General features: G+C 68.4%; 20 protein-coding genes and 4 pseudogenes. 12 read left to right on the top strand and 12 right to left on the bottom strand.

Annotated features, from left to right (window positions below; translation table 11 throughout):
* Positions 1-104: 104 nt before the first annotated feature.
* Positions 105-649, bottom strand: a pseudogene (locus P2L57_RS25210) (site-specific integrase).
* On the opposite strand from P2L57_RS25210, the gene P2L57_RS25205 reads away from it, so the two are divergent.
* Entirely contained in the window at positions 584-949 is a 366-nt protein-coding gene (locus tag P2L57_RS25205; RefSeq protein ID WP_275818355.1) for a hypothetical protein, read from the top strand. The pseudogene P2L57_RS25210 and the gene P2L57_RS25205 sit on opposite strands and share 66 nt — an antisense overlap.
* Before the next feature lie 198 nt (positions 950-1,147).
* Here the strand turns inward: P2L57_RS25205 and P2L57_RS25200 are convergent, their stop codons facing one another.
* From P2L57_RS25200 to P2L57_RS25190, 3 genes and pseudogenes are all read right to left on the bottom strand, one after another.
* The gene (locus tag P2L57_RS25200) at positions 1,148-2,614 is read right to left on the bottom strand and encodes a hypothetical protein (protein WP_275818342.1); all 1,467 of its coding nucleotides are present in this window, start codon (positions 2,612-2,614) and stop codon (positions 1,148-1,150) included.
* Positions 2,615-3,426: 812 nt separating this feature from the next.
* Positions 3,427-3,714, bottom strand: a pseudogene (locus P2L57_RS25195) (integrase); the annotation flags it as partial.
* Positions 3,715-4,064: 350 nt separating this feature from the next.
* A complete protein-coding gene (locus tag P2L57_RS25190; protein WP_275818340.1) occupies positions 4,065-4,382 on the bottom strand; it encodes an ArsR/SmtB family transcription factor in 318 nt (105 codons plus the stop codon).
* A gap of 95 nt (positions 4,383-4,477) precedes the next feature.
* On the opposite strand from P2L57_RS25190, the gene P2L57_RS25185 reads away from it, so the two are divergent.
* On the top strand, positions 4,478-5,332 hold the full coding sequence (locus P2L57_RS25185) for an SDR family oxidoreductase (protein WP_275818338.1): 855 nt from the start codon (positions 4,478-4,480) through the stop codon (positions 5,330-5,332).
* Between the two features lie 35 nt (positions 5,333-5,367).
* Here P2L57_RS25185 and P2L57_RS25180 read toward each other — a convergent pair.
* Positions 5,368-5,640 (bottom strand): annotated as a pseudogene (locus P2L57_RS25180) (IS110 family transposase); the annotation flags it as partial.
* 230 nt (positions 5,641-5,870) lie between these two features.
* Between P2L57_RS25180 and P2L57_RS25175 the strand changes: the two are divergent.
* Complete coding sequence (locus tag P2L57_RS25175) at positions 5,871-6,251, top strand: nuclear transport factor 2 family protein (protein WP_275818336.1); 381 nt, start codon at positions 5,871-5,873, stop codon at positions 6,249-6,251.
* Positions 6,252-6,340: 89 nt separating this feature from the next.
* Here P2L57_RS25175 and P2L57_RS25170 read toward each other — a convergent pair.
* Positions 6,341-6,709: pseudogene (locus tag P2L57_RS25170) on the bottom strand (transposase); the annotation flags it as partial.
* A gap of 73 nt (positions 6,710-6,782) precedes the next feature.
* Between P2L57_RS25170 and P2L57_RS41165 the strand changes: the two are divergent.
* Positions 6,783-7,178 carry a NucA/NucB deoxyribonuclease domain-containing protein gene (locus P2L57_RS41165; protein WP_443732079.1) on the top strand — a complete coding sequence of 132 codons (396 nt, stop codon included), beginning with the start codon at positions 6,783-6,785 and terminating at the stop codon, positions 7,176-7,178.
* 257 nt (positions 7,179-7,435) lie between these two features.
* Here the strand turns inward: P2L57_RS41165 and P2L57_RS25165 are convergent, their stop codons facing one another.
* Positions 7,436-7,606, bottom strand: a complete 171-nt coding sequence (locus tag P2L57_RS25165) for a hypothetical protein (protein ID WP_275818334.1) — start codon at positions 7,604-7,606, stop codon at positions 7,436-7,438.
* A 388-nt stretch (positions 7,607-7,994) separates the two neighbouring features.
* Positions 7,995-8,432, bottom strand: a complete 438-nt coding sequence (locus tag P2L57_RS25160) for a MarR family winged helix-turn-helix transcriptional regulator (RefSeq protein ID WP_275818332.1) — start codon at positions 8,430-8,432, stop codon at positions 7,995-7,997.
* 78 nt (positions 8,433-8,510) lie between these two features.
* On the opposite strand from P2L57_RS25160, the gene P2L57_RS25155 reads away from it, so the two are divergent.
* Positions 8,511-9,344, top strand: coding sequence for an LLM class F420-dependent oxidoreductase (locus P2L57_RS25155; RefSeq protein WP_275818330.1), 834 nt, complete (start codon positions 8,511-8,513; stop codon positions 9,342-9,344).
* Between the two features lie 1,158 nt (positions 9,345-10,502).
* On the opposite strand, the gene P2L57_RS25145 is transcribed toward P2L57_RS25155, so the two are convergent.
* Positions 10,503-11,231, bottom strand: a complete 729-nt coding sequence (locus P2L57_RS25145; RefSeq protein ID WP_275818328.1) for an alpha/beta hydrolase — start codon at positions 11,229-11,231, stop codon at positions 10,503-10,505.
* A 159-nt stretch (positions 11,232-11,390) separates the two neighbouring features.
* Between P2L57_RS25145 and P2L57_RS25140 the strand changes: the two genes are divergently transcribed.
* Positions 11,391-11,804 (top strand): winged helix-turn-helix transcriptional regulator, encoded by a 414-nt coding sequence (locus tag P2L57_RS25140; RefSeq protein ID WP_275818326.1) that lies wholly within the window; start codon positions 11,391-11,393, stop codon positions 11,802-11,804.
* Here P2L57_RS25140 and P2L57_RS25135 read toward each other — a convergent pair.
* Positions 11,799-11,939, bottom strand: a complete 141-nt coding sequence (locus P2L57_RS25135; RefSeq protein ID WP_275818324.1) for a hypothetical protein — start codon at positions 11,937-11,939, stop codon at positions 11,799-11,801. The genes P2L57_RS25140 and P2L57_RS25135 overlap by 6 nt on opposite strands.
* Positions 11,940-12,453: 514 nt before the next feature.
* Between P2L57_RS25135 and P2L57_RS25125 the strand changes: the two genes are divergently transcribed.
* The 4 genes from P2L57_RS25125 to P2L57_RS25110 all read left to right on the top strand — a co-directional run bounded on the left by P2L57_RS25125 (position 12,454) and on the right by P2L57_RS25110 (position 15,629).
* Positions 12,454-12,702: a hypothetical protein gene (locus P2L57_RS25125; protein WP_275818322.1), complete on the top strand. Its 249-nt coding sequence runs from the start codon at positions 12,454-12,456 to the stop codon at positions 12,700-12,702.
* Positions 12,703-12,811: 109 nt separating this feature from the next.
* On the top strand, positions 12,812-14,737 hold the full coding sequence (locus P2L57_RS40330) for an alpha/beta fold hydrolase (protein WP_275818320.1): 1,926 nt from the start codon (positions 12,812-12,814) through the stop codon (positions 14,735-14,737).
* Complete coding sequence (locus P2L57_RS25115) at positions 14,730-15,305, top strand: hypothetical protein (RefSeq protein ID WP_275818318.1); 576 nt, start codon at positions 14,730-14,732, stop codon at positions 15,303-15,305. The genes P2L57_RS40330 and P2L57_RS25115 overlap by 8 nt, the downstream gene beginning before the upstream one ends.
* A 129-nt stretch (positions 15,306-15,434) precedes the next feature.
* Positions 15,435-15,629: a hypothetical protein gene (locus P2L57_RS25110; RefSeq protein WP_275818316.1), complete on the top strand. Its 195-nt coding sequence runs from the start codon at positions 15,435-15,437 to the stop codon at positions 15,627-15,629.
* Between the two features lie 319 nt (positions 15,630-15,948).
* On the opposite strand, the gene P2L57_RS25105 is transcribed toward P2L57_RS25110, so the two are convergent.
* Both P2L57_RS25105 and P2L57_RS25100 read right to left on the bottom strand, forming a co-directional pair.
* Positions 15,949-16,932: an NAD(P)H-dependent flavin oxidoreductase gene (locus P2L57_RS25105; protein WP_275818314.1), complete on the bottom strand. Its 984-nt coding sequence runs from the start codon at positions 16,930-16,932 to the stop codon at positions 15,949-15,951.
* Positions 16,933-17,462: 530 nt separating this feature from the next.
* Complete coding sequence (locus P2L57_RS25100; protein WP_275818312.1) at positions 17,463-18,359, bottom strand: MmyB family transcriptional regulator; 897 nt, start codon at positions 18,357-18,359, stop codon at positions 17,463-17,465.
* Positions 18,360-18,516: 157 nt separating this feature from the next.
* On the opposite strand from P2L57_RS25100, the gene P2L57_RS25095 reads away from it, so the two are divergent.
* Together P2L57_RS25095 and P2L57_RS25090 are read left to right on the top strand one after the other, a co-directional pair.
* Positions 18,517-19,299, top strand: coding sequence for an SDR family oxidoreductase (locus tag P2L57_RS25095; RefSeq protein WP_275818310.1), 783 nt, complete (start codon positions 18,517-18,519; stop codon positions 19,297-19,299).
* Between the two features lie 729 nt (positions 19,300-20,028).
* Positions 20,029-20,427, top strand: a complete 399-nt coding sequence (locus P2L57_RS25090; RefSeq protein ID WP_275818307.1) for a peptidoglycan-binding domain-containing protein — start codon at positions 20,029-20,031, stop codon at positions 20,425-20,427.
* Positions 20,428-21,660: the final 1,233 nt, after the last annotated feature.

Raw genomic sequence — 21,660 nt, 5'->3', positions numbered from 1 at the left:
CCAGTCCTCCACGGGAATCACCCTTCCCTCCTGACCTTGATCACCAAGGCCAAGAATCAGATGAAAATCCACAAAAGGGTCAGGATTGACACGCTGTCAAAGGGTCAGATTTGGACCGTCGTCGAGACTGCCTGCTGGGTCAGGTGGCTGTAGATGTTCGCGGTCGTCGAGAGCGTCGAGTGCCGCAAGGTCTTGGAGACGACGGTGAGCGGGACGCCGGCGTTGATGGCGAGGGTGGCGGCCAGGTGGCGCAGGTCGTGCAGGGTGATGCGGGAACGTCGGCCTCTCGGGCGAGCTTGCGGAAGCGGTGGAGGACCTGTTCGGGGCGTAGTGGGCGGCCATCGGGGCGGCAGAAAACCAGGCCGACGCACGGATCGTCCGGTGCGCTTCCTGTGGAGTTGCCAGTCGAGTTCCGGATAGCGATGGAGCGGCGCTTGAGTGCTGCCGCGACGCGTGGAGAATTCGCGACCCGGTTCTTGCTGCTGCGGGTCTTGGGTGAGGTGAGCACGAGGCGGTTGTTGTCGATGGCCGAGAGGGTGCAGCGAACGTAAAGCACCTCCTCCTCGACATGGACGTCTGCCCAATGCAGGCCAAGGGCTTCGCCCTTGCGCATGCCGGTGCCGATGAGAAGTTCGCACAGGTCGGCGATGAGCGGGTCGGTGTGGTGGCAGTAGTGCAGGAACTGCGCGGCTTCCTGCGGAGTCCATACGCGCCGTTCGGGCGCTGGTGGTCGGGGGAGGACGGCAGGGCGTGCGGGGTTGTGGGGGAGGCGGCGTTGTCGGACGGCGTCGCCGAGGGCACTGGAAAGGGTCGCGAGGCAGCGATGGAGAGTCACTTTCCCTTGGCCTTGGGTGAGTTGAGTATGAACGAAGCCGGCGATGTGGCGGTGGCCGAGCTCGTCGAGCTGCACGCAGTCTGGCCTGGGCGTACCCCCTTGTCGTGGCGGTGAGGGCCCGGGATGCGTTCCTGCTGCGGTGTGGTTTCAGGTGGTCGAGCCCGAGCCCAACGATCCGGTCGTAGGAGGCAAGCGTGATCTGCTTGAGCTGGGCGAAGACGCCAAGGCCCGGGGACTGCGGCGGTCCTGCCGCAGTCCCCGGCTTGCAGGGCGGGTTCAGGGCGGACGGCGGTGCGCCGTCCGCTGAGGGTTTCACCCGTGGCGGTGGTGGCCGTGCTGGCGGCTGTGGCCGTGGTGGTGACGCTGACCATGGTGGTGACGGTGGCCGTGGTGGTGACGGTGACCATGGTGGTGACGGTGGGCGTGGCAGTCGGAGAGTCGGAAGGAGGCGATACGGGTGTTCCAGTTTCCGGTGCCATCGGACGGTTGGTACTGGTTGGTGTACCAGAACGTACAGTTGTTCACGGGGTCGATCGCCATGGAGGTGTAGTCACCCCAGCGGTTGCTCCCGGTCTGGGAGCCTGCGCCGGTCCATACGGTGGTTTCGTGGAACGTCGTCAGGTTCCGAGGGTCATGCGCCAGGCGTCCGGTGATGCGGATCGAGGGGTGGGCCTGGGAGGACGATCGCGAGTATCCCAGGGCGATGTCGCCCTTCCTGTCCTGGGCTGCGGAGCCCATCCACCGGTAGGTGGGTCCCGGAGCGTAGGTGCTTTGCTGGTGGACGACCGGTCGGCCGTGGTGCAGCCGCAGTTCGTACCAGCGCACGCCCACGCCGCCGCGGGCGTCGACCGCGTGGTTGAAGACCAGGGACTGATGGTCGCCGAAGTTGCGGTAGGCGAACCGGTACATGGGTGAGTAGGAGAGCGAGTCCAGTTTCTGGGTGGTGCCGGCCTGGGGGACGCACTGGGTGGGATCGGTGCTCTCGCAGGCCCGGGTGTAGGGGGCCACTCGCAGCTCCCGCGGGCCCGTGACGGTGGTGCGGGTCTGGTCTGTCCAGTCGACGTGGAACCGCCAGTACTGCAGAGTGTCGTCGGTGGGACCGAGGTTGATCAGCAGGTTGGGCTCGCCCCGCGGGGGTGGGGTGGTGCCGTCGAGGTCCGAGCCGAGCGGGATGGTCGATGCCGGGAGGGTGTAGCACTGCTGGTCGGCGTCGGCTCCGCGCAGCATCCTGTGCCGGTCCCAGGCGCACGCCTCGAAGAGCGTCCCGGCGGCGGTTGCGATCACGTAGTAGGCGTCCGGCCATACCGCCACCTTCGGGTGGTCGGGGAGGTTTTGATACCCGAAGTCGTAGCGGTAGTACTCGCCGGTGGCATCCGCGGTGCGGGAGACGCCCACGCACAGTCGGTTCGTGTTGGTGACGTCGTCGCGGGCGAACTGGTTGATGATCCAGCGGTGGGCCAGGGAGTCCCAGCGGACTACGGGGTCCCCGAGGAAGGCGTTCTGAGCGAACTCGCACGGTCCGCCGAACCCGCTGAACAGGGTTTGGGTCGTCAGCGGTCCCAGTAGCGTGGCACCGGACTTGGAGTACACCGCGAGTTCGAAGTTGGTGATCTCCATGATCTGGCGGGAGCCTACTGAGGCATTGGGGTCAGGAGGGACGCCCCCGCCTTCCCGGATGCCCTCGAAACTGACGCCCAACCGGATCCGGCCCCGGCGGCCGTTGTGGTTCTGCACCACCCGACCGGGACCGGTGGCCTTGGTGAGGGATGGGTGCGGCACCTTTGTGGGGGCATGAAGTGGGGGGCGGGCCGGACCTGTCTGGATCTCTGCGACAGCTCACGCAGCGGTGGTGAGGTGTCATGGTGCACCGCGGGGCCGGAGTCTGGGGACCGAGAAGCCTGCGTGTGGACGGCCGGCTTGAGTACGGCTTTGGCGGCGGGCGTGGCGGACCACGCCGGGGAGGCGACCAGCGCCGCTCCCACTGCGGCGAGGGCAACGATCGAACGCAAGGCACGGGATACGTGCATCAATCCTCCGAACGGGTCGGTGAGCCGACCCGTTCGGCCGCCTGGTGACGGCGTCGTCCCAGGCAACCCCCCACCCGGGTGCGGGGGTTGTCGAGACCTCCCCGCGCCCCCGGGCAGGCCGGGCACGTTTCGAGGCCGCAATATGAGGGCGGGCGACTCTTCTGATTGTGTGGAAAACCTAGTTATCCACCTCGTCCGGCCGACCCTGGGGTGACCGGCGTCGTGTCGGGTGCGGCTCAGCCTTATGGCGCTGCCTACATGACGGCCAGCCGAGCTCGTCCAGCTTTACGTGGCCGAGGGCCGGGATCGCAGCTCTCGCCTTCGAGGAGGCGACGAAGCATGGTGGTGGGGGCGCCCCGGGTGGGGAAGCCGCCGCGGCGGATGGCGTGGCGCTTGCCCGGGCGGGGAGGGCAGACCGACGGCGAAGGTCCAGGTGCCGTGATCGGGGTCGGCGGCGAGCTTGGGGCAGCGGGCGCCGAGTTGCTTGCGCTGCTGGTCGCGGCAGCCGCACCGACGGTAGACGCGCCCCCGGGTGGTGGCCGAGCGCATGGTGATCGCTTCCAACGGGTGAGCATGGGACTTTCGCGGGTTGCGGTGCCAGCGCAGGATCGTGTCGGGGCGGATCAGGAGCGGGAGGCGCCCCGGCTTGACTGTGGGGAGGTGGTCAAGCAGGCTGGCGAGCACGGCGCGGTCGGTGTCGGTGAACGTGGGCTTGCCGACCTGGCGTTGCAGGACCAGCAGTTGGTGCCGCGGCGCCAGGATCTCAATGTCCTTGTCCCTGTCGCTCATCGGCAGGAGCCGTAGCAGCGCGAGGGTGTTGGTCGCGGCGAGGTAGGCCAGGCGCAGCAGCACGACAGATCATCATGCCGCCAGTGCCCTGAGCACGTGAAGACTCCGAAGCGACTCGCGGGCATGGCCGGAGAGCGCCGATCAAGGCCGCGACCTGGGCGGATGATGTATCGGCACCCGCAAGCCTCGCCGACACATTGGATCTGGCCGCAGCGGAAGCTGGCGTCGCCATTGGTGGGGCGCACAGGAACGAGCGAGACCCTCTGCGATGTGCCGAAGCCGTCAGCAGCGCGGTCGGCCGGGGACCTGGCCGCCACCGGCTTCGGCCAGGCAGCCTGAGCCGGGCGCCCCGCCTGGGGCCGGTGGTGTTGTTCGCTCCCGCCTCCGTGCAGGCCCCTCAACTGGTTGCCGCATCAGTGTCCCCCGAGTACCGCCTGCAGGAGGCCGGGGAAGCGCGTCTCCATGTCTTCGCGACGCACTCTGACGATCCGTTTGCGACCGTCTGCAACCGACCTGATCAAGCCTGCCTCGCGGAGGATGCGGTAGTGGTGGGAAATGGTCGGGTTGCTCAGACCGAGGTCAGCCTCTTCGACGATGACGGCGCAGTCGACGGGTTCCGAGCTGCGAAAGAGCGCAGTCATCAGCGCCCGCCTGCCGGGGTCAGCGAGTGCGCTGAGGATGACGGTGAGGTCGAAGGAGTCGACCGAGGGTTCAGGCAGCGTGCGGGGCATCCATCGTCTCCTCTCGAATCTTTGACGCTCATCAAATCGTACGCTAGCCTCCAGCGTATGATAATTCGACAACGATCGAATGATTGGAAGTCGTCATGATCGGGATCACGGGCGCGTCCGGTGGCCTGGGGCGCGCCGCCGCCGAGCTGCTGCTGGAGAGCGTGGAAGCGCGCGAGGTCGTGCTGGCCACGCGTCGCCCCGAGTCGCTCGCCGACCTAGCCGAGCGCGGGGCCGAGGTCCGACGGGCCGACTTCGCCGCTCCCGGGTCGCTCGTCGGTGCCTTCGCCGGGATCGACCGGCTGCTGCTGGTGTCGATCACTGGGGTGGAGCGGGTGGAGCAGCACCGCGCGGCGATCGAGGCCGCGCGGGCCGCCGGGGTGCGGCACGTCGCGTACACCTCGGTGGTCGAGCCGGTACCGGCCAACCCGGCCGCCAAGGTCGACGACCACGCCCGCACGGAGCAGGTTCTGCGCGACAGCGGCCTGGCGTGGACTTTCCTGCGCAACAACCTGTACGCCGAGATCCCGATACCGGTGATCGAACAGGCGATCGCGTCCGGTCGGCTGGTGTCCAACAGTGGCGCGGGGGCGACGTCGTACGTATCCCGCGACGACTGCGCCGCGGCCGCCGTCGGAGTGCTCACCCAGGACGGGCACGAGGAGCGCATCTATGACGTCACCGGCCCCGAGGCCTGGACGGCCGCGGACCTCGCGGCGCTGGCCGGTCGCCTCGGCGGCCGCGAGATCGAGCTGGTCGACCTCGACGACGCCGTCTTCGCGGCGCAGCTGCGCGGCGGCGGGGTCCCGGAGGCCGTCGTCCCGATGCTCACCTCGTTCGGCGCGGCCGCCCGCGCGGGCCACCTCGCCCGGGTCACCTCGGTGGTGCCGGACCTCACCGGTCGTCCGGCCCGCGCGCTCACCGACGTCGTGGGGCCGCGGGTCGCCCGCTGAGGCCCGGTCAGCCCGTCGGGGCGAAGAAGCGGTCCGCCCCGGGAGATCCCGGACATCCGGTTCACCGCCCGCCCCGGGACGTAGCGCACCTCCTGGCCGTGCGCGAGCACCGCCAGCGGCAACGCCGCCGCGGCACTGGTCAGATCCACCGCCCAGGCCACCACGTCGGCCGCCTCGCGCACCGCGGTAAGCAGCTCGAGGATCTCCGCCTCGTCGTTGACCACCTTCTTCGAGAGCACCGGGTGGCCCTCACCGTCCACGGCCACCGCCCAGTGATGGCCCTTGCCCGCGTCGATGCCCACCCACAGCCGCCCCGGCGAGACTCGTCCAACTTCGCGCTCCCATCTTGTCGATCGGTCGGCTTCGGCCCAGGGGAACGCTCCGCCGTCGGGTCCCCAACCAGCGATGTCCGCACTTCTCAATCAGCGGTCGAAGCGTCCCGGAGAACCGGGCGGCCATTCCTTCCCAGCGCTCAAGCGCAACCTGCCATCAGCCATACCCGGTCCTCCCGGACCGCCTCACAGATTAGGGAACTGCTATGACCACCACTGCCCGTGACCTCGGCCAGCGCTTCCATGCCGCGCTCGTCACCGGCGACTGGGTGACCATCCGGTCCATGCTCCACGACGACGCCACCTGGACCCTGCCAGGCGACAACACCGTCAGCGGCGTCGTCGTCGGCGCGGACGCCATGGTCGAGCGCGCCCAGAAGGTCGCCTCCTACGGCCTCTCCTTCAAACTGCTGAACGTTCTGGTCAGCCGCGAGAACATGGCCCTGTCACAGCACAACACCGCCCAGCGCCCGGACGCGGTCCTGGACGAGTACGTGAGCACCGTCTGCCGCCTGCGGGACGGCAAAATCGCCCACATTGAGAGCTACCTGTCCGACGTCCCCGGCATGAACACCTTCTTCGTCTGACGAGAACGCAGATTCGGGAGGGCAACGCCTCGCGCAGCGGGCCTGTCAAACGAACGGTGTGACCAGGGTGGTTGGAGTTGCTGATTGACTGCTGAGAGGCGGCCGTCGAAGGTGATGTCGAAGGCGTTCAAGGCGGTCTTCCATCGGCTGGTCCAGCGGGCTAGGCCCTTGCCGGTGGGGTCGAGGGACATGATCGCCATGTAGACGCACTTCAACGCGGCTTGCTCGTTGGGAAAGTGACCGCGGGCCTTGACCGCTCGACGGATCCGCACGCTCATCGACTCGATCGCATTCGTCGTTCACACGATGCGGCGGATCTCGCTTTCGAAGCGGAGGAACGGGGTGAACTCCTCCCAGGCGCTCTCCCACAGCCTCACGATTGCCGGGTACTTCTTGCCTCATGCGTCGGCGAATGCAGCGAACCGATCCAGGGCGGCTTCCTCGGTCGGAGCCGTGTAGGGGAAGGCCAACGCTGGCGCCATCTTCGACCGGGTCACCCCCTTCATCCACTACAGCAGGTCTGATCCCAAGGTGAAGGAGGTGGCCGACCATATCTACACGGCGTTGAATGACCCAACTCCACTGCGCCGAAGAAGACTGGCAAAGTCATCCCCGGGAACTTCCTCCTCAACCCGCCCAGTGGGATCCACCGCCTTTACCCCGGCTACGACGCCAACGCTGCGGACCAGTACAAGAAGAACAGCCAAGCAAAGACCGTGCGTGCGAGAGCCTGCCGAAGGCAGCGAACCAGGACTGTGCGAGTACCCGTTCGCCTCGTCATGGGAGGGGGCCGGAGTCGGCGACGGTAACTTCTTCGTCAGGTACGTCAACGCTTCCCAGAACCGCAGCGCGGGGGGAAGTCTGGTGGTTTGGTACGGAAAAGACCGCATCTTGAACCGGGACGGATTCAGCGTCTACATCTCGTAGTCGCGCGACTCAAAAGCACAGCGGCTCCTGGGGGATCCCTGGGAGCCGCTGGCGTGCGCGCACCTTATTGAACAGGTGTAAAGAAGATCCAATACTTCTCCAGATCCACCGGCATATCCCATTCTCCACGCGCGCGTCTGGCCTCGTCACGGCCCCGGGCAGTCTCGCCTCCGGCCCGAAAGATGTCACGCCTCGGTGGGTGGACCTGCAACGCGACCTGTGGATCCTCGCGTTCGCCACCCACCCAGACCGCGCGATCACACTGTTTCATGGCCAAGCCGAGACCCTGGGCGACCCGGCACTGCCATCCGCTCGGCCTGTCGGCGCAGGACGGCGACCTCGTGGCGCAGGGCGAGGATCTCGGCCTTGTGTGCGGCGGAGGAGCGCCCCAGCAGTGTCAGCCAGCCCAGCAGTCGGCAGAAGATCAAGTACAGCAATCGTAGGCCGACGAACCGGGATCATGCCCGGGGCGCGGCCGCTCGCAAAGCTGCTGGTCAGTCGCTGTACGGCAGTAAAGACACCCTTCAGGCGTTGCGATCAAGACGGACGACACGGACTGGCCGTTCAATCCGCCCTTCGACCTGCATGATCCTCAGTACGCACCGATGGAGACTCGGCGTGCGGACTTCGAAGAGGCGTGGCGCCGTGCTCGTCGCGAGGATCAGGCAGCTGCCCACTGTCAGACGATGGCCTTGCCTGGGCTGCCAACTACGCGGCATGGACGCCGTGTTCGTGAGACCAGGCGGCAGCGCAGAACAGTGCTGCCCCGGGGGCATCAGGCAGACGGCCGGGGTCGGTTCGACGGCGTGGTCGACGTCATATGCTCTCCGCCAGTCGCTCGATCAGCGGGGCCGCTGACATGAGGGTCTCCAACTCCGCTTTCGTGAAGTGCTGTTCGAGGGCGGTCGCCACCTGTCGGGCCCGGGCGTCGTGTTTGCGCCGCAGCATCCCCAGACCGGTCTCGGTCAGTGACACGAGTACCCGTCGGCGGTCATGCGGGTCAGGGTTCCGCCGGACGAGGCCCCGCCCTTCCAGGCCGCTCAGAGTGGTTCCCATCGCCTGAGGCGTGATCTGCTCGGCCCTTGCCAGCTCGGCGGCCGTGGCCGGGCCGCCCCGGTTCAGTCTTGACAGCGCCGAGCGTTCGGGCAGCGAAAGCTCGCCGGGTGTCGATGCATGGCGGAGCCGCCGCGCCATGAGCCTGATGCCGTCGTAGAGCACTGCACCGAGGTCATCGGCGTTCGCAGACTGAGCCATGGTCATCAAGCTAAATTGATCAACCAAGATTGTCAACCTGGATTGTCAGTCCAGGCTGAAGGGTTTAGTGTGCGAGGCATGACGACCGGATTAGGTACAACGAGATTCGGCATCCACGCCATCGCCACCGACGAGAGCATTCACCCCGCCAAGCTCGGGACGGCGGTGGAAGAACGCGGCTTCGACGCCCTCTTCCTGGCCGACCACAGCCACATTCCGGCTGACAGTGCCAAGCCCCACCCGCGTGGCGGCGAGCTGCCCCGGCAGTACTACCGGACGCTCGACCCGTTCGCCGCTCTGAGCATGGTCGCCGGAGTGACCGAGAACCTGTTGCTCGGCACCGGAGTCGCCCTGCTTGTCCAGCGTGATCCGATCCAAACCGCCAAAGACGTCGCCTCCTTGGACTTCCTGTCCAACGGCCGGGTGATCTTCGGCATCGGCGCGGGCTGGAACCGCGAGGAGATGCGCAACCACGGCACCGACCCACGGATCCGCGGTCGGCTCCTGGACGAGCGGATGGCCGCGATCATCGAGATCTGGACGAAGGGCCAGGCCGAATACCACGGGAAGTACGTCGACTTCGACCCGATCTTCGCCTGGCCCAAGCCGGTTCAGCGACCGCACCCGCCGGTGTACGTGGGCGGCCAGAGCGCCAAGGCGATCGCTCGGGCCGAGCGGTTCGGCGGCTGGATGCCCAGCGCCAACGACGTCACCGACCCCGCCGGGGTCGCTGAGCAGATGGCGCTGGTCGGCCCGGAGACACCAGTGATCGCCAACGCCGTTCCACCCGAGCCGGACGTCGTCGCGGCCTACCGGGAGGCCGGCGCGGCGGGCATCACCTTCCACCTGCCCAACGTCCCGGAAGCCGAAGCCCTGAGCATCCTCGACGAACTGGCCCGGCTGATCGACTGATCGGCTGAGCCGCCTGGGCGCGCGGGCCTGTGGACAGGTCCGCTCGCCCATCGAGCGCGATCCGATCTCGGCATCTGCGTCGAGAGTGTCGCGTTGCTTTCTGGGCTTCTGCTGCATCGTCACCACCGCATCGCACCGCGCAGGCCGCTTCCGGGCCCGCACGTCCAGCCCTGCTGTGGCGCCTGTTCGCTGAGCGGCCGATACGGGCGCTCACGTGCACGTTCGGCCTTGTGGGTGCCGGAAAGTACATCCACGCTGGTCAAGCTGCATGTCGGTACTCGTGAAGGGTCCGGCCGAGTCGGTCGTGGCGGCGTATTTGCAGTTGGGTGATCCGGCCCGGATCTGTGATCGGTGTGGGCCGTGCTCTCAGGGGTGGGCCGTGGGCGAGGGCGCGGTGGGGGCGGTGGATGTTGAGGTCGTTCTCGAACTCGCGTAGTGCGTTGAGGAGATGGTGCTGGTTCCAGATCAGTCTTTGTATCCCTGCGGGGACGCCGGTGGCGGCGTGCAAATGGGACGGTGCTGTCCGCCGACGTCGGTCACCCTGTGGGATGTTGAGCCCGTAGATCAGTCAGGCGAGGGGGCCGGCTGAGCGGCTGTGGACTGCCGCTTCGAGCGCGCCGATCAGACTCTGGTTCGCCCCTTCGGCTCCCCGGTGCAGCCGCCGTGGCCGCCTGCACCGGGTGGCTGGAGACGCGGACGGGAGGGGCGAGGCCGTGGCACGGGACGATGCTGATGAGATCGTGCGGGTCGAGGAGCTGGTTGCGCGGGTGGCCGCGACCACAACGAGCACCGCCCCCACCATCCCCGGCGCCAGCTACCACCTGAGGCTCACGAACAGCCCGCCACGGTGCATGACCTCGACACCCGCAAGGCGCTACGCACCCGGGTCCTCGGTGGCCTGATCAACGAGTACCGATATGGGGCGTGACGTGCAGCGACGACTTTTCGAGCGGCACAGGGGCCGTGACCGTCCGTCAGCGCAGCACGGAAAGTGATCCAGGACCACGATTCACCGACACCGACAGGACAAGCGATTCGTCAGCCAGGCTTGCGTCGATGTCCACATGTGACATTGGGGGAGGGGCGGCCGCTCCTCCCCCACATCACGCGGCTGGAGCTCGCTCCTCCAGACAGCGCAGCTACAGTGGCCGGTTGCCGTCAGAGGGCGAGCTTGAGCAGCAGTTCGCTGAGGTCGGCCGGCATGGTGATCATGCAGTCGTGGCCGGTCGGCAGTTCCCACACCTGCGCAGAAGAACCGTTGGGCTGGATCGGAGGGACAGGTCGCCGGGTGATGCCTTCCGGTGTCGCGCCGACGCAGTGGATGTGCGTCCGCGGGATCGTGTTCGCGGCCGGGTTGTCCAGCCGAACCGGCTGCTGCAGGCAGCGCACCGGCTGATCTGAGAGCATCGAGCGCAGCCACGCGACGTCCGCCGGTTCGGTTACCCCGAACAAGCCGAAAGGCGCAGGCTGCTCCGGAAGTGGCGGAACGCGCCAACCGCCGTCGGACTTCGCGGCGAGGTCGATCAGCTTCTGGGTCACAGGCTGGACGTCCCCGGCGGTCTCTCCGTCCTCGGGGACCATCGCGTCGAGGTACACCAGGTGTGCGATCCGGTCCGGAACGGCGTTGGCAGCGGACGAGATGACCAGCCCCGCGTAACTGTGACCCACGAGGATCACCTCGGTGAGGTCCTCCTCGTCGATCAGCCTGACTATGTCATCGACGTGCGTGTCGAGCCCCACCTCGGGGCCGAGCAGATGCGCCTTGTCGCCGTAGCCGGTCAGCGACGGCGCGAGCGCCCGATGCCCGGCCGACTCCAGCAGCGGGACCACCCGCTGCCAGCAGCCACCGCTGTGCCAAGCACCGTGCACCAGCAGAAACGTGGACATGATCGGAACCCAATCTCTCTTTCGGGGTGCGGAGGCACACGGAGCTAGTGGTTACCGTTTGTATCTCAGTACTCTTTGAGAACCACCGCCATGCTGGTGCACTCGATGCGCCGCGGGCAATAAGGCACATTTCGGTGCCGTGGTTCCCTGGAGGTAACCATGACCACGACGGACAGCGCGATGCAGTCGGCGCGGCAGGACAATGCGTGCCGGACCCGCGTGGTGCTCGACATCGTCGGGGACAAGTGGTCGCTGCTGGTCGTGCGCAACCTCAGGGAGGGACCGCGCCGCTTCACCGAACTCAAACGGGCCATCGACGGAATCAGCCAGCGAATGCTCACTGTCACCCTGCGCAGCCTTGAACGTGACGGAATCCTGACCCGCACCGTCCATAACGTCATGCCGCCGCACGTGACCTACGAGCTCACCACGATGGGCATCACCCTCCGCGAAGCCGCCGCGCCCCTCCTGGAGTGGAGCATCGCGCACTTGGCGCACATCGACGTCGCCCGCGCTGAATACGACGCCCGCACCGACGCCCCGTCCGCCTACAGGACGTCCGGCGGTTCATGAGCGGAGCCAGACCGCCCAGCTGCCGGTCGGGTTGGTGGTGACGCCGAGGAGGTGGACCCGGCGAGTGGAGATCTCCATGGCGACCATGCAGTACAGCCGCTTCAGCAGCACGGTAACGACATGGAAGAGGTCCACTGCCAGGATCCCCGAGGCCTGGGTGCGTTGAAACTCCGCCCACGTCGGGCCCGAGCGGCGTGGTGCCGGATCGACCCCGGCCTTCTTCAGGATCGCCCACACCGTGGAGGGGCCGATCGGGCGGCCCAGGCCGGCTAGTGCTGTGACCGCATAGGTTCGCCGGGTTGGCCGTCGTGGCGGTCGGATGTGCGGTGACGTCCGATCCGACCGCTGGAGGCGCGGTGGCCGGGCCTGTCCGTGTGCGCAGACTGACCGGTCAGGAAGGGCAGAAGCTGCAGCAGATCGTGCGTCGTGGCAGCACGCGAGGCCATGTTTAAGCCAACTGGCCGACGCCAACGGCTCGATCGATCACCCACGTGGTGCGTCCCATGCGGCTGCCGGCCGGTGCGCACACTCAGCCATGTGCGTAGTTCGTGGAAGTACGGATCGCATTGTCAGCTCTGCCGGACGCCGGCCCCCGCGCAGCGGCGCGACGGACCACCCGTGGTCCGGGGGAGCAGGAAAGGAGTATCTGATGACACGGACCCATGAGTCGCCCGTCACGCGCTGGGCGGAGAGCACGGCCACCGACGACAGCGGATTCCGCACGGCGGACGCCACCGTCGCGGTGCCGGCCCTCGGCGCCACCGAGGTGAAGGTCGTCACGCCGCGAGAGGTGCCGACTGCCTGGTGGATAGGCCACCACGTGGTGGGGGAGCGTCAGCCGGGTGTGAGCGCGGGTCGCGGGCTCTCCGTGCAGGAGCTGCTGAGCCACCTCCGCTGACGGCCACCCGGGGCCCCGGAACCGCGCCCGCCGTCCGGGGCCCCGGACAGGGCCCGCCGCCGAAAGGGAACGGCGGCCCCGCCCGGCTCCACCACCACGGGAGGAACACGTGCGCTTCGGGGACGACATCGACGTCGTACTGCGCAGAGCCGAAATGCTCACCTCTGTCGGGCAGTTGATCGGAGCCCTGGAACAACTGTCGGCGTCCGCCGAGCTGGGTCCGGGCGGCTTCCTCGCCTGGGACGTCGGCCGGCTCGGTCTCCCGCCGTCGTGGGCGCCCGCGGCCGGGACTCTCGACCGGCTCTTCGGCCATCCCCAGGTGCTGGGGATCGTCGCGGCGCGGGGCCTCGCCGGACTCGGGCTGCTGATGCCCGGCGCGGCCCGCCCGGCCCGGGCGGCGCTGTCGGCCGCGATGTGCCTGACGGCCTACGGCCTGCAGGCCCGCGCGCGCTACGGATTCGACGGGTCTGACCCGCTGGCCTTCGTCACCTACGCCTGCTCGGTGCTGGAGAAGACGTTCGGCGGGGACCGCCGGGCCCGGGAGGCGGTGGTGGCCTTCCTCGCGGCGCAGGCATGCCTGTCCTATGCCACGTCCGGGGTGTCGAAGCTGGTCTCGCCGGTCTGGCGGGACGGGTCGGCCATCCCGAGGATCTTCCGCACCGAGACGCTTGGGGACGCCTTCCTCCACCGTGCGGTCCGCGACCGACCGTGGCTCGCCAAGACGCTCGCCTGGTCGACCATCGCCGGTGAACTCTCCTTTCCCCTCGTACTGGTGGCGCCGCCTCCGGTCGCCCGGGCCATCCTCGCTGCCGGCGCCGCATTCCATCTCGGCAACGCGCGCCTCATGGGACTCAACCGGTTCGTCTGGTCGTACTGCGCGACGTATCCGGCCATCGCCCACGTCTCCCGTTCGCTCGGCGGCCCCGGCGTAGGGCCGAAAACCGGACGTACAGTTTCGTCCGGACATGCGGGGCAGCAAGGCCGTACGGTGACCTCCGGCCCCACGGTGCGGGGCGGGCACACAGGACGCGCCGCCGGGGACTCTCCAGGCGGCGGGCTGGACCGGGCCGGCGCTGCGGGCCTCGCGCTCCTGGCGGGCGTGGGTGCGGGCACCACCGTGCTGCGCCTGGCGCGGCAACAGCGGCTCCGTCGCGCCGGATCGGCGCCCGGCAGGATGGTGCGGCTCGGCCGACGCGAGGTGCACGTGCTCGCGGACACGACCTCGGGCGGTCCGACCGTGGTATTCGAGAGCGGGATGGCCTGCCCGGTCACCGCCTGGTCGTGGGCGCTGCGCGGTCTGGGCCCCGGTGTCGACTACGTCGCCTACGATCGGCCTGGCATCGGCTGGAGCTCACCGTACGGAGGGGCGCAGGACGCCGAGTGGAACAGCGCGGCGCTGGGCGCGCTGCTCGCCCGGCTCGAGGCGAAGCCGCCCTTCCTGCTGGTGGGCCACTCGGTGGGCGGGGTGCTGATCCGCTGCTTCGCCCGCCGCCATCCGGAGATGGTCGGCGGTCTGGTGTTCGTCGACTCCTCGCATCCCGAGCAACTCGACCGGTCCGCCGGGCAGCGCGAAACCCTCCCCTGGGTCCGGCAGCGGCTCACCACGCAGTGGCTGCGAACACTGGTCGGTGGGCCGACAGCGTGCCGCTCCGACGACCTGGCGGCAGGACCGTTCGGCTTCTTGCCCGCTGCGGTCGCGGCGACGACCAAGGCCCGTATGTCCACGCCCGCCACGTGGTGGTCGGCCCGCCGGGAACTGCGCCAGTGGCACCAATCCTGGTCGCACGATGCGGCCCGGCTCACGACGTTCTCACCGGCTCCGGTCGCGGTGCTGAGTGCGGGGGAGACCGCTCGCTCGGACCCCGCCCACCTCGCACTCCAACGGGAGCTGGCCGAGCTGTCCGAGGTGTCCCGGCACGACATCGTGGCCGACGCCGGGCACAACACCTTGGTCACGCGCAGGGAGTACGCCGACCGCGTGGTCGCGAGCATCGAGTGGGCTCTGGCCCGGACCACGGAGGCCGTCCATGCCTGATCCGACCGGAACACCCGCGCTCACCGGCTACGCTGGCGCACCCGTTCAGCGGTACGGGCTCTACGGGCTGCTGCTGGCCTGGTTCGGGCTCACGGTGGCACAGCAGTTCCGTAGGCAGCCACGGTGGCTGGGCCCGGTCGACCCCGGGCACTCGCTGTTCCCCGTCTCAACGTACTTCGCGCCCAACCCGGCGGCGGAGGACATCCATCTCCTGGTCAGGCACCGGCTGGCGGACGGCACCACGAGTCCGTGGCGCGAGTATCCGGTGATCCGGCCGCGGTCGGTACGGCAGATGGTCTGGCACCCCGGCCGGCGTGCCGAGAAGGCGCTGCTGGACCTGTCCTCCGACCTCACGTCCGTGCTGCGCGAGGAGCGGCGTGAGGAGTTCGTGCAGACCTCGATCCCGTATCTCACGCTGTTGAGCGTCGTCTCCCGCCGCTGCCCGGCGCCCGAGGGCGCCGAACGCGTGCAGTTCCAGCTCGTGGCGTCCCCGGGCCGGGAGCGCACGGAGGAACCCCATAGCCTCCTGGTCTCCGCCTTCCACGCCCTGGAAGATTCGGAGGTCTGACCAGGGCCGCCTCCGGGGCGCATTCCTGGCGGGCGCGGACCGGGGCAGCGCTCCGGGGGAGGAGTGAGCTGTACTGAGATTTGTGGAGTCCCTGATGCCAGGGTTACGGTCCTGGCGAAGAACTACCTGATGCGTGAGCTGGGCTTGGAGGGCGTCATGGCCCGGATCGCGGGCCGGTTCAAGCGGGTGGAGCCGCGTGCCACGGCCCGCGCCGGCGAAGTCCACCGAGCCATCGCAGGCTTGGTCTCCGACCGCGCTGCCCAGCGGACCACCCGCCACGACCCGAGCACCGAACTGGTGGGCGTCCGCGCGACGGCCTGCTGAATCACTCACCAGCCGAACCGCCAGGCCAGCACGCCCCACACTCAATCGCGGGTCAGGCCGTTACTCTGCAACTTCGGCGAGCGGGGGTCCGGGCGCGTCCGCTGGAGCCGGCTTCCGCTGGTCCGGGCGCACGTGCTGCGCGGCGAGGTGCGGGATACCGCCCAGTGGCACCGCGACGCGCTCACCTATCCCGCCGCCCGGGTCTGGCCGCTCGACTACCTGGCGCAGCCGCCGTATGTGGAGCTGACGGCACGGCCGAGCAGCATGGGCGAGGATCTGTGCGATCGGTCAGGCGGTTTGCCGCAGCGGGCGAGCCGTGTCAGGAACGCACATGTCTGTCTGGTGTCGCCGATCGCAGGAGTTCTTCCGCCTGTCGCGCGATCTGGGTGACGATCTCGCCGGCGGGTTCGACGCTGGTGATGAGGGCGGCGGATTCTCCGGCATACATTGCCATCGCCGTGACATCGCCTGAGGCCGTGGCAGTGGGTGGCGGAAACCCGAATCTCGGCACTTCCTCGGTATCGGGCCCGATCTTCATCCGCGCGACGGCGGCGTTGTCGGGCAGCGCGGCGGCGCGTTCATACGCGCGACGCAGCACGCGGGACCGCGTCACCTCATCCGGCCAGCCGGTCTTGAAGGCGTCGGTCAGGACCGTCTCGGTCTCGGCCACGATTGCATCCTTGTAGCTTTGGTGCGCGTTGGACTCCGGGGTCGCGACGAAGCGAGTGCCGAGCCGGACTCCGGCGGCGCCGGCCGCCAGCGCCGCCGCCAGCCCGCGCCCGTCGGCGATGCCGCCGGTGGCCAGGACCGGGATATCGACCGCGGACAGGACCTCAAAGAGCATCGGCCAGAGCCCACGCGAGCCGTACATGCGGCCGCCGCCCTCGGTGCCCCGGACGACGAGGAAGTCGCACCCGGCGTCGACGGCGGCGCGGGCCTGGTCGGTGGCGCCGACCTGCCAGGCCGCGAGCGCGCCCGCCGCGTGCACCCGCTCGACGAGCGAGCCATCGACGGCGCCGTGGTAGAAGTCGACGCACCGGCACCGCGCCGCCGCCGCTTCGACGACCTCCAGGTCGAGGAACGGCACCAGCACGTTGAAACCGAACGGGCCCTTGGCGTGGGCGCCGCAGGCCTCGAGCGCGTCGATGACCGCCCTGGCGGGTGCGCCCGGCAGCCCGACCATGCCCATGCCGCCGGCCTCGGTCACCGCGGCGACCAGTTGCGGGGTGTTCAGCACACCCATCGGCGCCAGCTGGATCGGGGCCTTACAGCCGACAAGCTGGGTGAACGCCGTCTGCAACATCGCTCCCCCTACTCAAGTGGCCCACACCCACAGCCTACCCGCGGCGTATGCGGTCGACGGGTTCCCCCGGTGTACGGAGCGCTTGCTCTCGCCAGCGGCCGGGTGGACGTAACGGCCAACGGCGACCGGCCGCCGACCATGCCCGGGGCCCACGTCGCCGTAGCAGCACCGACAACTCGGCCACACCCCGGATCTTGACCCACCAGGCCAGGCCAGGATGCAGAGTTGATCCGATCGTTGCAAGATCATTCGCAAAGTAAGTCCGGAACTGGCAAGGTTCGCCCGGACAGGACATGCCCTGTCCGATTCCGTTGGACGCTGCCCTGGTCGGTGGTCGTGACCAGCAGTGTGCAAGGTCCGTCTGCGCGAACGCCTCCGCGATTGGTCAAGTCGCCCCTGCATCTTCGGAGACCGCACACCGAACGCCTTTTCGCCTGCCACGTCAACGCCGGTCGCTCTGCCGCAAGAAGTGCCAGTGGGGGGCGCGGACAGGGTCGGGGGCGGGGGTTCGTCACGCTCCTGGCCAAGTGTCAGCGCGAGGCGTCTGTTGCTGGTTTCGGACGGCAGTCGGCGGGCTCGGAGGCCAGATCTTGCGTCCCGATGACGGATAGCAGTTCCAGTTGCTCAGCCCCCCGGCCGCCGGTCGGTGCGGTGAACCACAACAGTCGCTGGCGTCCGTCCTCGCTGAGCAGGTTGCAGCAGTCGAGTTCGATGACGCCCAGCGTGGGATGGACGATCCGCTTGCGGTCCGTCCGCTTCACCGCGACGTCGTGGGTGTCCCACAGCGCCGCGAACTCCGCGCTGCCGCGACGGAGGATAGCCACCATCTTCGCCATTTCCGCGTCATGGCCGCGCCGGGCGGCTGCGGCTTGGAGGTCCGCCACGAACCACCGTGAATGATGCGGATGATCCTCGGGTGGGAAGATCTCGCGCGTTTCGGGGTCGGTGAACCAGCGGTACACGAAGCTCGCCGTCGGACCGCGCCGGGTCGGTGATCGTCCCAGGAGGGCAACGGCGAGGTCGTTCTCCACCAGGGTTTCGTGCAGATCGGTGAGGACACGCGCGGGAGTGTTGGACAGCCGGTCCAGCAGTCCCAGTAGGGCAGGCTGCACATGCGATGCCGGTCCGTGCGCCGACGGGGGAATCGGCCGTTCGGCGAGATGGAACAGGTGGTCGCGCTCATCCGAGTTCAGCCGTAGGGCCCGGGCGAGGGCGGCCAGAGTCTGGGCCGAGGGCTGCACACCGGTCTTCTGGCTGCCACGCTCCAACTCGGTGTAGTAGTCGGCCGACAAGCCTGCGAGCTGGGCGACCTCCTCGCGGCGTAGGCCCGGGACGCGGCGCCGCGGCCCCTGAGGCAGGCCGACGTCGCCCGGCCGGATGCGGTCGCGGCGCGATCGCAGGAACGCGCCGAGTTCTGGAAGGTTCACCCCTCCATGGTTGCCCGCGCGGCGAGCCGTAGCCAGGGGGCGGCAACCCCCGGGTAAACGCAGCCCTGGCTACCTCTGGAGGGCTGGCCGATGGTCGAGCAGATACCAGGGCGGCGGCAAGACCGCGGCCCGATCGCCCTCAAACGCAGGAGACGCCATGCCGCTTCCGGATTCCGTGGACTCCACCGCTACTGCTGCGCGCCTCTCAGGTTCGTCTCGCGTCGCCGTCGTCACCGGCGGATCGCGCGGCATCGGCCGCCAGGCCGTGCGCCGCCTGGCCGCCGACGGTTACGCCATCGTCGTCGGCTACATCGGCGATCATGACCAGGCCGGGGCAGCCGTCAAGGAGGCCGCTGCCGCCGGCGGCGTCGCGGTGGCCGTGCGCGCCGATGTCGGTGACGAGTACGCCGTCGCGACGCTGTTCGACACCGCCGAGGCCGAGTTCGGCGGCGTCGACGTGGTCGTGCACGCCGCCGGACGGGCGCGCATGGCGCCGATCGCCGAGCTGGACCTGGCCGTCCTCGACGACCTGCACCGCACCAACATCCGCGGCACGTTCGTCGTGGCCCAGCAGGCAGCCCGCCGCGTGCGGCCCGGCGGCACGATCCTCACCTTCTCCACCTCCGTGGTCGGCCTGGCCCTCCCGAACTATGGCGCGTACTGCGCCAGCAAGGGCGCGGTTGAGGCGGTGACGCTGATCCTGGCCCGCGAACTGCGCGGGCGTGATGTCACCGTCAATGCCGTCGCGCCCGGACCGACGGCGACCGACGGGTTCCTGGACGGCAAGGACGAGGAGACCATCGCCCGCATGGCCGCCCAGCCCCCGCTGGAGCGGCTCGGCACCCCGGCCGACATCGCCGAGGTCGTGGCGTTCCTCGCCTCTCCGGCCGGCCACTGGGTCAACGGGCAGGTCGTCCGCGCCAACGGCGGAATCATCTGAACCCCCTCCGCCACACCATGACACGCCTGCCGTTCGCAGCCCCCAGACCCCAGCTCGATGCAGGATCCAACTGACGTATGCAGCCTGAGATGCAAGGTCGATCTGACTTGTACAAGGTTCACCGCTGCAGGACATCCGCCACGTACTTTCCCCCGGAGGGACCTTCTGGGTGGGCACCGAACACGCCCTCCGTCGGGAAGACAACGCCCCTCTCAAGAGCCAGGGCACCACCGCGCGCGATGTCGACTCACCTCCGGATGGTCCACCGTGACGACCGTGGACCTCCACCAGTTGGCCTGCTTCGCCCTGCGCTTGTGACCTCACCCTCCACCGACCGGAGAAGACCTGTGGGTGCCCGATACTCGGCCGCCGTATGCGACCTGCGGGTATTCGTGGATCACTCCACTGAGGCGGTCGCGGCGGATGACCTTGCCTTCGGAGCGGTCTGGATCAGCATGACCAGCCGGTGGCAACTGCTGTCGGACAGCTGGGCTGTTGCCGGTGAGCGCCTCCCGCCGGAGCCGGCCGTGACCTGAGCGGCCTTGGCCTGTCCCACAACAGCGTCAGGTCCTGCTGTGTTGCAGCAGTTCAGGGGGTGGGACGTCCCGAGTAGGCATCATCTGGCCGAACACCTTTCTTCCTCCTGCCAACCGTCGTGCACCGTGGTCTGCGCAAGCCGGGGCACAGCGGTGCACGGCACAGCGGCACCACAGAGGAAGGGGAGAAACGATGAAGTTCAAACGATCGGCCGCCTCTGCTGCGTTGGCGACCAGCGTCGCCGCAGCAATCGTCTTCGGCACGGTCGGCCCGGCCCAGGCCAACACGAACGCCGACAGCCTGGGCGAGGGCGTGCCCAACATCAACTACGGCTCAGGCGTCTGGTGCGTGCAGTACATGTTGAACCGCATGGACAACGCCGGCTTGGCCGAGGACAGCTCTTTCGGGCCCGCTACCGCCGCCGCGGTCAGGGTGTTCCAGGCCACTCACCACTACAGCTACCACCTGACCGTCGACGGTGTCGTAGGCCCCAAGACCGGAACCGAGATGCTGGACCAGTGGAAATACGTCTTCCACAAGTCCGGAGGCTGGGGCGGCTACTGCGGCAACTGGCTGCCCACCACCCACTAGGTCACAACGAACTGCTGCTGTCCGCACCGTGCTTCACCGGCTGGCCGGTCTCGCCGGGATGCCCTTCGCAGTGCTCGGAGCGTCGAACGACCGTGGCCGACATTCTTGGCGATGTCGTGAATCCGGTGCGCGATCGCCTTGCAGGCCTCTGCGGTCCGCGAGGTCGCGGGTCTTTGACCTGGACCGGCCCACCGGGTGGGCGCCCAATCGCGGCCGCCGGGAACTCTCGGACTCCACCGCTCCTTCGGGTGGCCTGCTCAGACCATGCTGGAAGGCAGGAGAGGTTCAATTGGTCTATTAGACAGGTTGATGACGGCCGTTGCAGAACAACCGCGAGTATGACGACCTCAAATCATGGTGCTGATACTTTCCCAGATGTAGACGGAGCAATTCCGTCAAACTTTGAAGGGAGCACGAATGCGCGCTCACAAGAGCAGAACGTTGTTGGCAACCTTAGCCACCACTGTGGCGATCGGCGTCCTGGCTACGGCTCCGGCATCGGCCGCCCCTGACGCCCACGCCAGCCCCGCCACCATTGGGACATGTCACCGTTGGCAGGACATCAGCACGTTCGGCGGCTGGTGTGAGGGAAGCAGCCCCAGCATGTACAAGGCCTACGCGAAATGCGCCAACGGCCATCGCACGAGGTACGTCTACGGCGTGGTCCGCATGGCCGGGGATAGCCAGGGCTCCTATGCCTACTGCAGTAGTGTAGGCCTTCACCTCTCCTTCGGCGGCTTCATGCTGGTTCAGTAGCGCTGAACTATTGCGCTCGTGTCTCCATCCCGGAATACAGTAAATCGAGACAGCATCAGCTTTCCCGATCAGGACACGAGCGCTATTGGCGCCCCGGTTGCGCCCAGGGAAGTGGCGCACTGGGTTCCACAGGGTCCAGGGATTGATCTCGGTGTTGGGTTCCCGCCCGAAGACGATCAGTGACCAGGTACGCGAGCGCATTTGCCTGATCGTCGAACGCGGCCGCCGGAGGGACGGGCGGCACCACCGGCGTGATGTCGCCCAGCAGTCCCAGCACCAGCCGGTAGAGCCGTTCCTCCGCACCGGGCTCGCACCGTGCATGCAGCACGTGTGCGCCCCGCTGCGGAGCGGCGGCTCTGTCCCCGGCGTCGTCGAGGCCGACGACCTGGGGACGTTGGATACAGCACTCGCAGAGCCATACGTCAGGATCCCGCCCCGCCTGACCCCCACCGCAAGTCCCAGGCCAACAGCGGTAGC

It is taken from the genome of Streptantibioticus ferralitis, assembly GCF_029223525.1.
Lineage (GTDB): Bacteria > Actinomycetota > Actinomycetes > Streptomycetales > Streptomycetaceae > Streptantibioticus_A > Streptantibioticus_A ferralitis.
Note: the sequence above shows the minus strand (reverse complement) of the source record. Positions and strands in the feature narration are given on the sequence as shown.

What these genes read in the sequence shown, in the direction of transcription:
- P2L57_RS25205 (WP_275818355.1), top strand. Translation starts at nt 584, where the DNA reads ATGCAGGCCAAGGGCTTCGCCCTTGCGCATGCCGGTGCCGATGAGAAG.
- P2L57_RS25190 (WP_275818340.1), bottom strand. Translation starts at nt 4,382, where the DNA reads ATGCCCCGCACGCTGCCTGAACCCTCGGTCGACTCCTTCGACCTCACC.
- P2L57_RS25185 (WP_275818338.1), top strand. Translation starts at nt 4,478, where the DNA reads ATGATCGGGATCACGGGCGCGTCCGGTGGCCTGGGGCGCGCCGCCGCC.
- P2L57_RS25175 (WP_275818336.1), top strand. Translation starts at nt 5,871, where the DNA reads ATGACCACCACTGCCCGTGACCTCGGCCAGCGCTTCCATGCCGCGCTC.
- P2L57_RS25160 (WP_275818332.1), bottom strand. Translation starts at nt 8,432, where the DNA reads ATGGCTCAGTCTGCGAACGCCGATGACCTCGGTGCAGTGCTCTACGAC.
- P2L57_RS25155 (WP_275818330.1), top strand. Translation starts at nt 8,511, where the DNA reads ATGACGACCGGATTAGGTACAACGAGATTCGGCATCCACGCCATCGCC.
- P2L57_RS25145 (WP_275818328.1), bottom strand. Translation starts at nt 11,231, where the DNA reads ATGTCCACGTTTCTGCTGGTGCACGGTGCTTGGCACAGCGGTGGCTGC.
- P2L57_RS25140 (WP_275818326.1), top strand. Translation starts at nt 11,391, where the DNA reads ATGACCACGACGGACAGCGCGATGCAGTCGGCGCGGCAGGACAATGCG.
- P2L57_RS25125 (WP_275818322.1), top strand. Translation starts at nt 12,454, where the DNA reads ATGACACGGACCCATGAGTCGCCCGTCACGCGCTGGGCGGAGAGCACG.
- P2L57_RS25115 (WP_275818318.1), top strand. Translation starts at nt 14,730, where the DNA reads ATGCCTGATCCGACCGGAACACCCGCGCTCACCGGCTACGCTGGCGCA.
- P2L57_RS25110 (WP_275818316.1), top strand. Translation starts at nt 15,435, where the DNA reads ATGCGTGAGCTGGGCTTGGAGGGCGTCATGGCCCGGATCGCGGGCCGG.
- P2L57_RS25105 (WP_275818314.1), bottom strand. Translation starts at nt 16,932, where the DNA reads ATGTTGCAGACGGCGTTCACCCAGCTTGTCGGCTGTAAGGCCCCGATC.
- P2L57_RS25095 (WP_275818310.1), top strand. Translation starts at nt 18,517, where the DNA reads ATGCCGCTTCCGGATTCCGTGGACTCCACCGCTACTGCTGCGCGCCTC.
- P2L57_RS25090 (WP_275818307.1), top strand. Translation starts at nt 20,029, where the DNA reads ATGAAGTTCAAACGATCGGCCGCCTCTGCTGCGTTGGCGACCAGCGTC.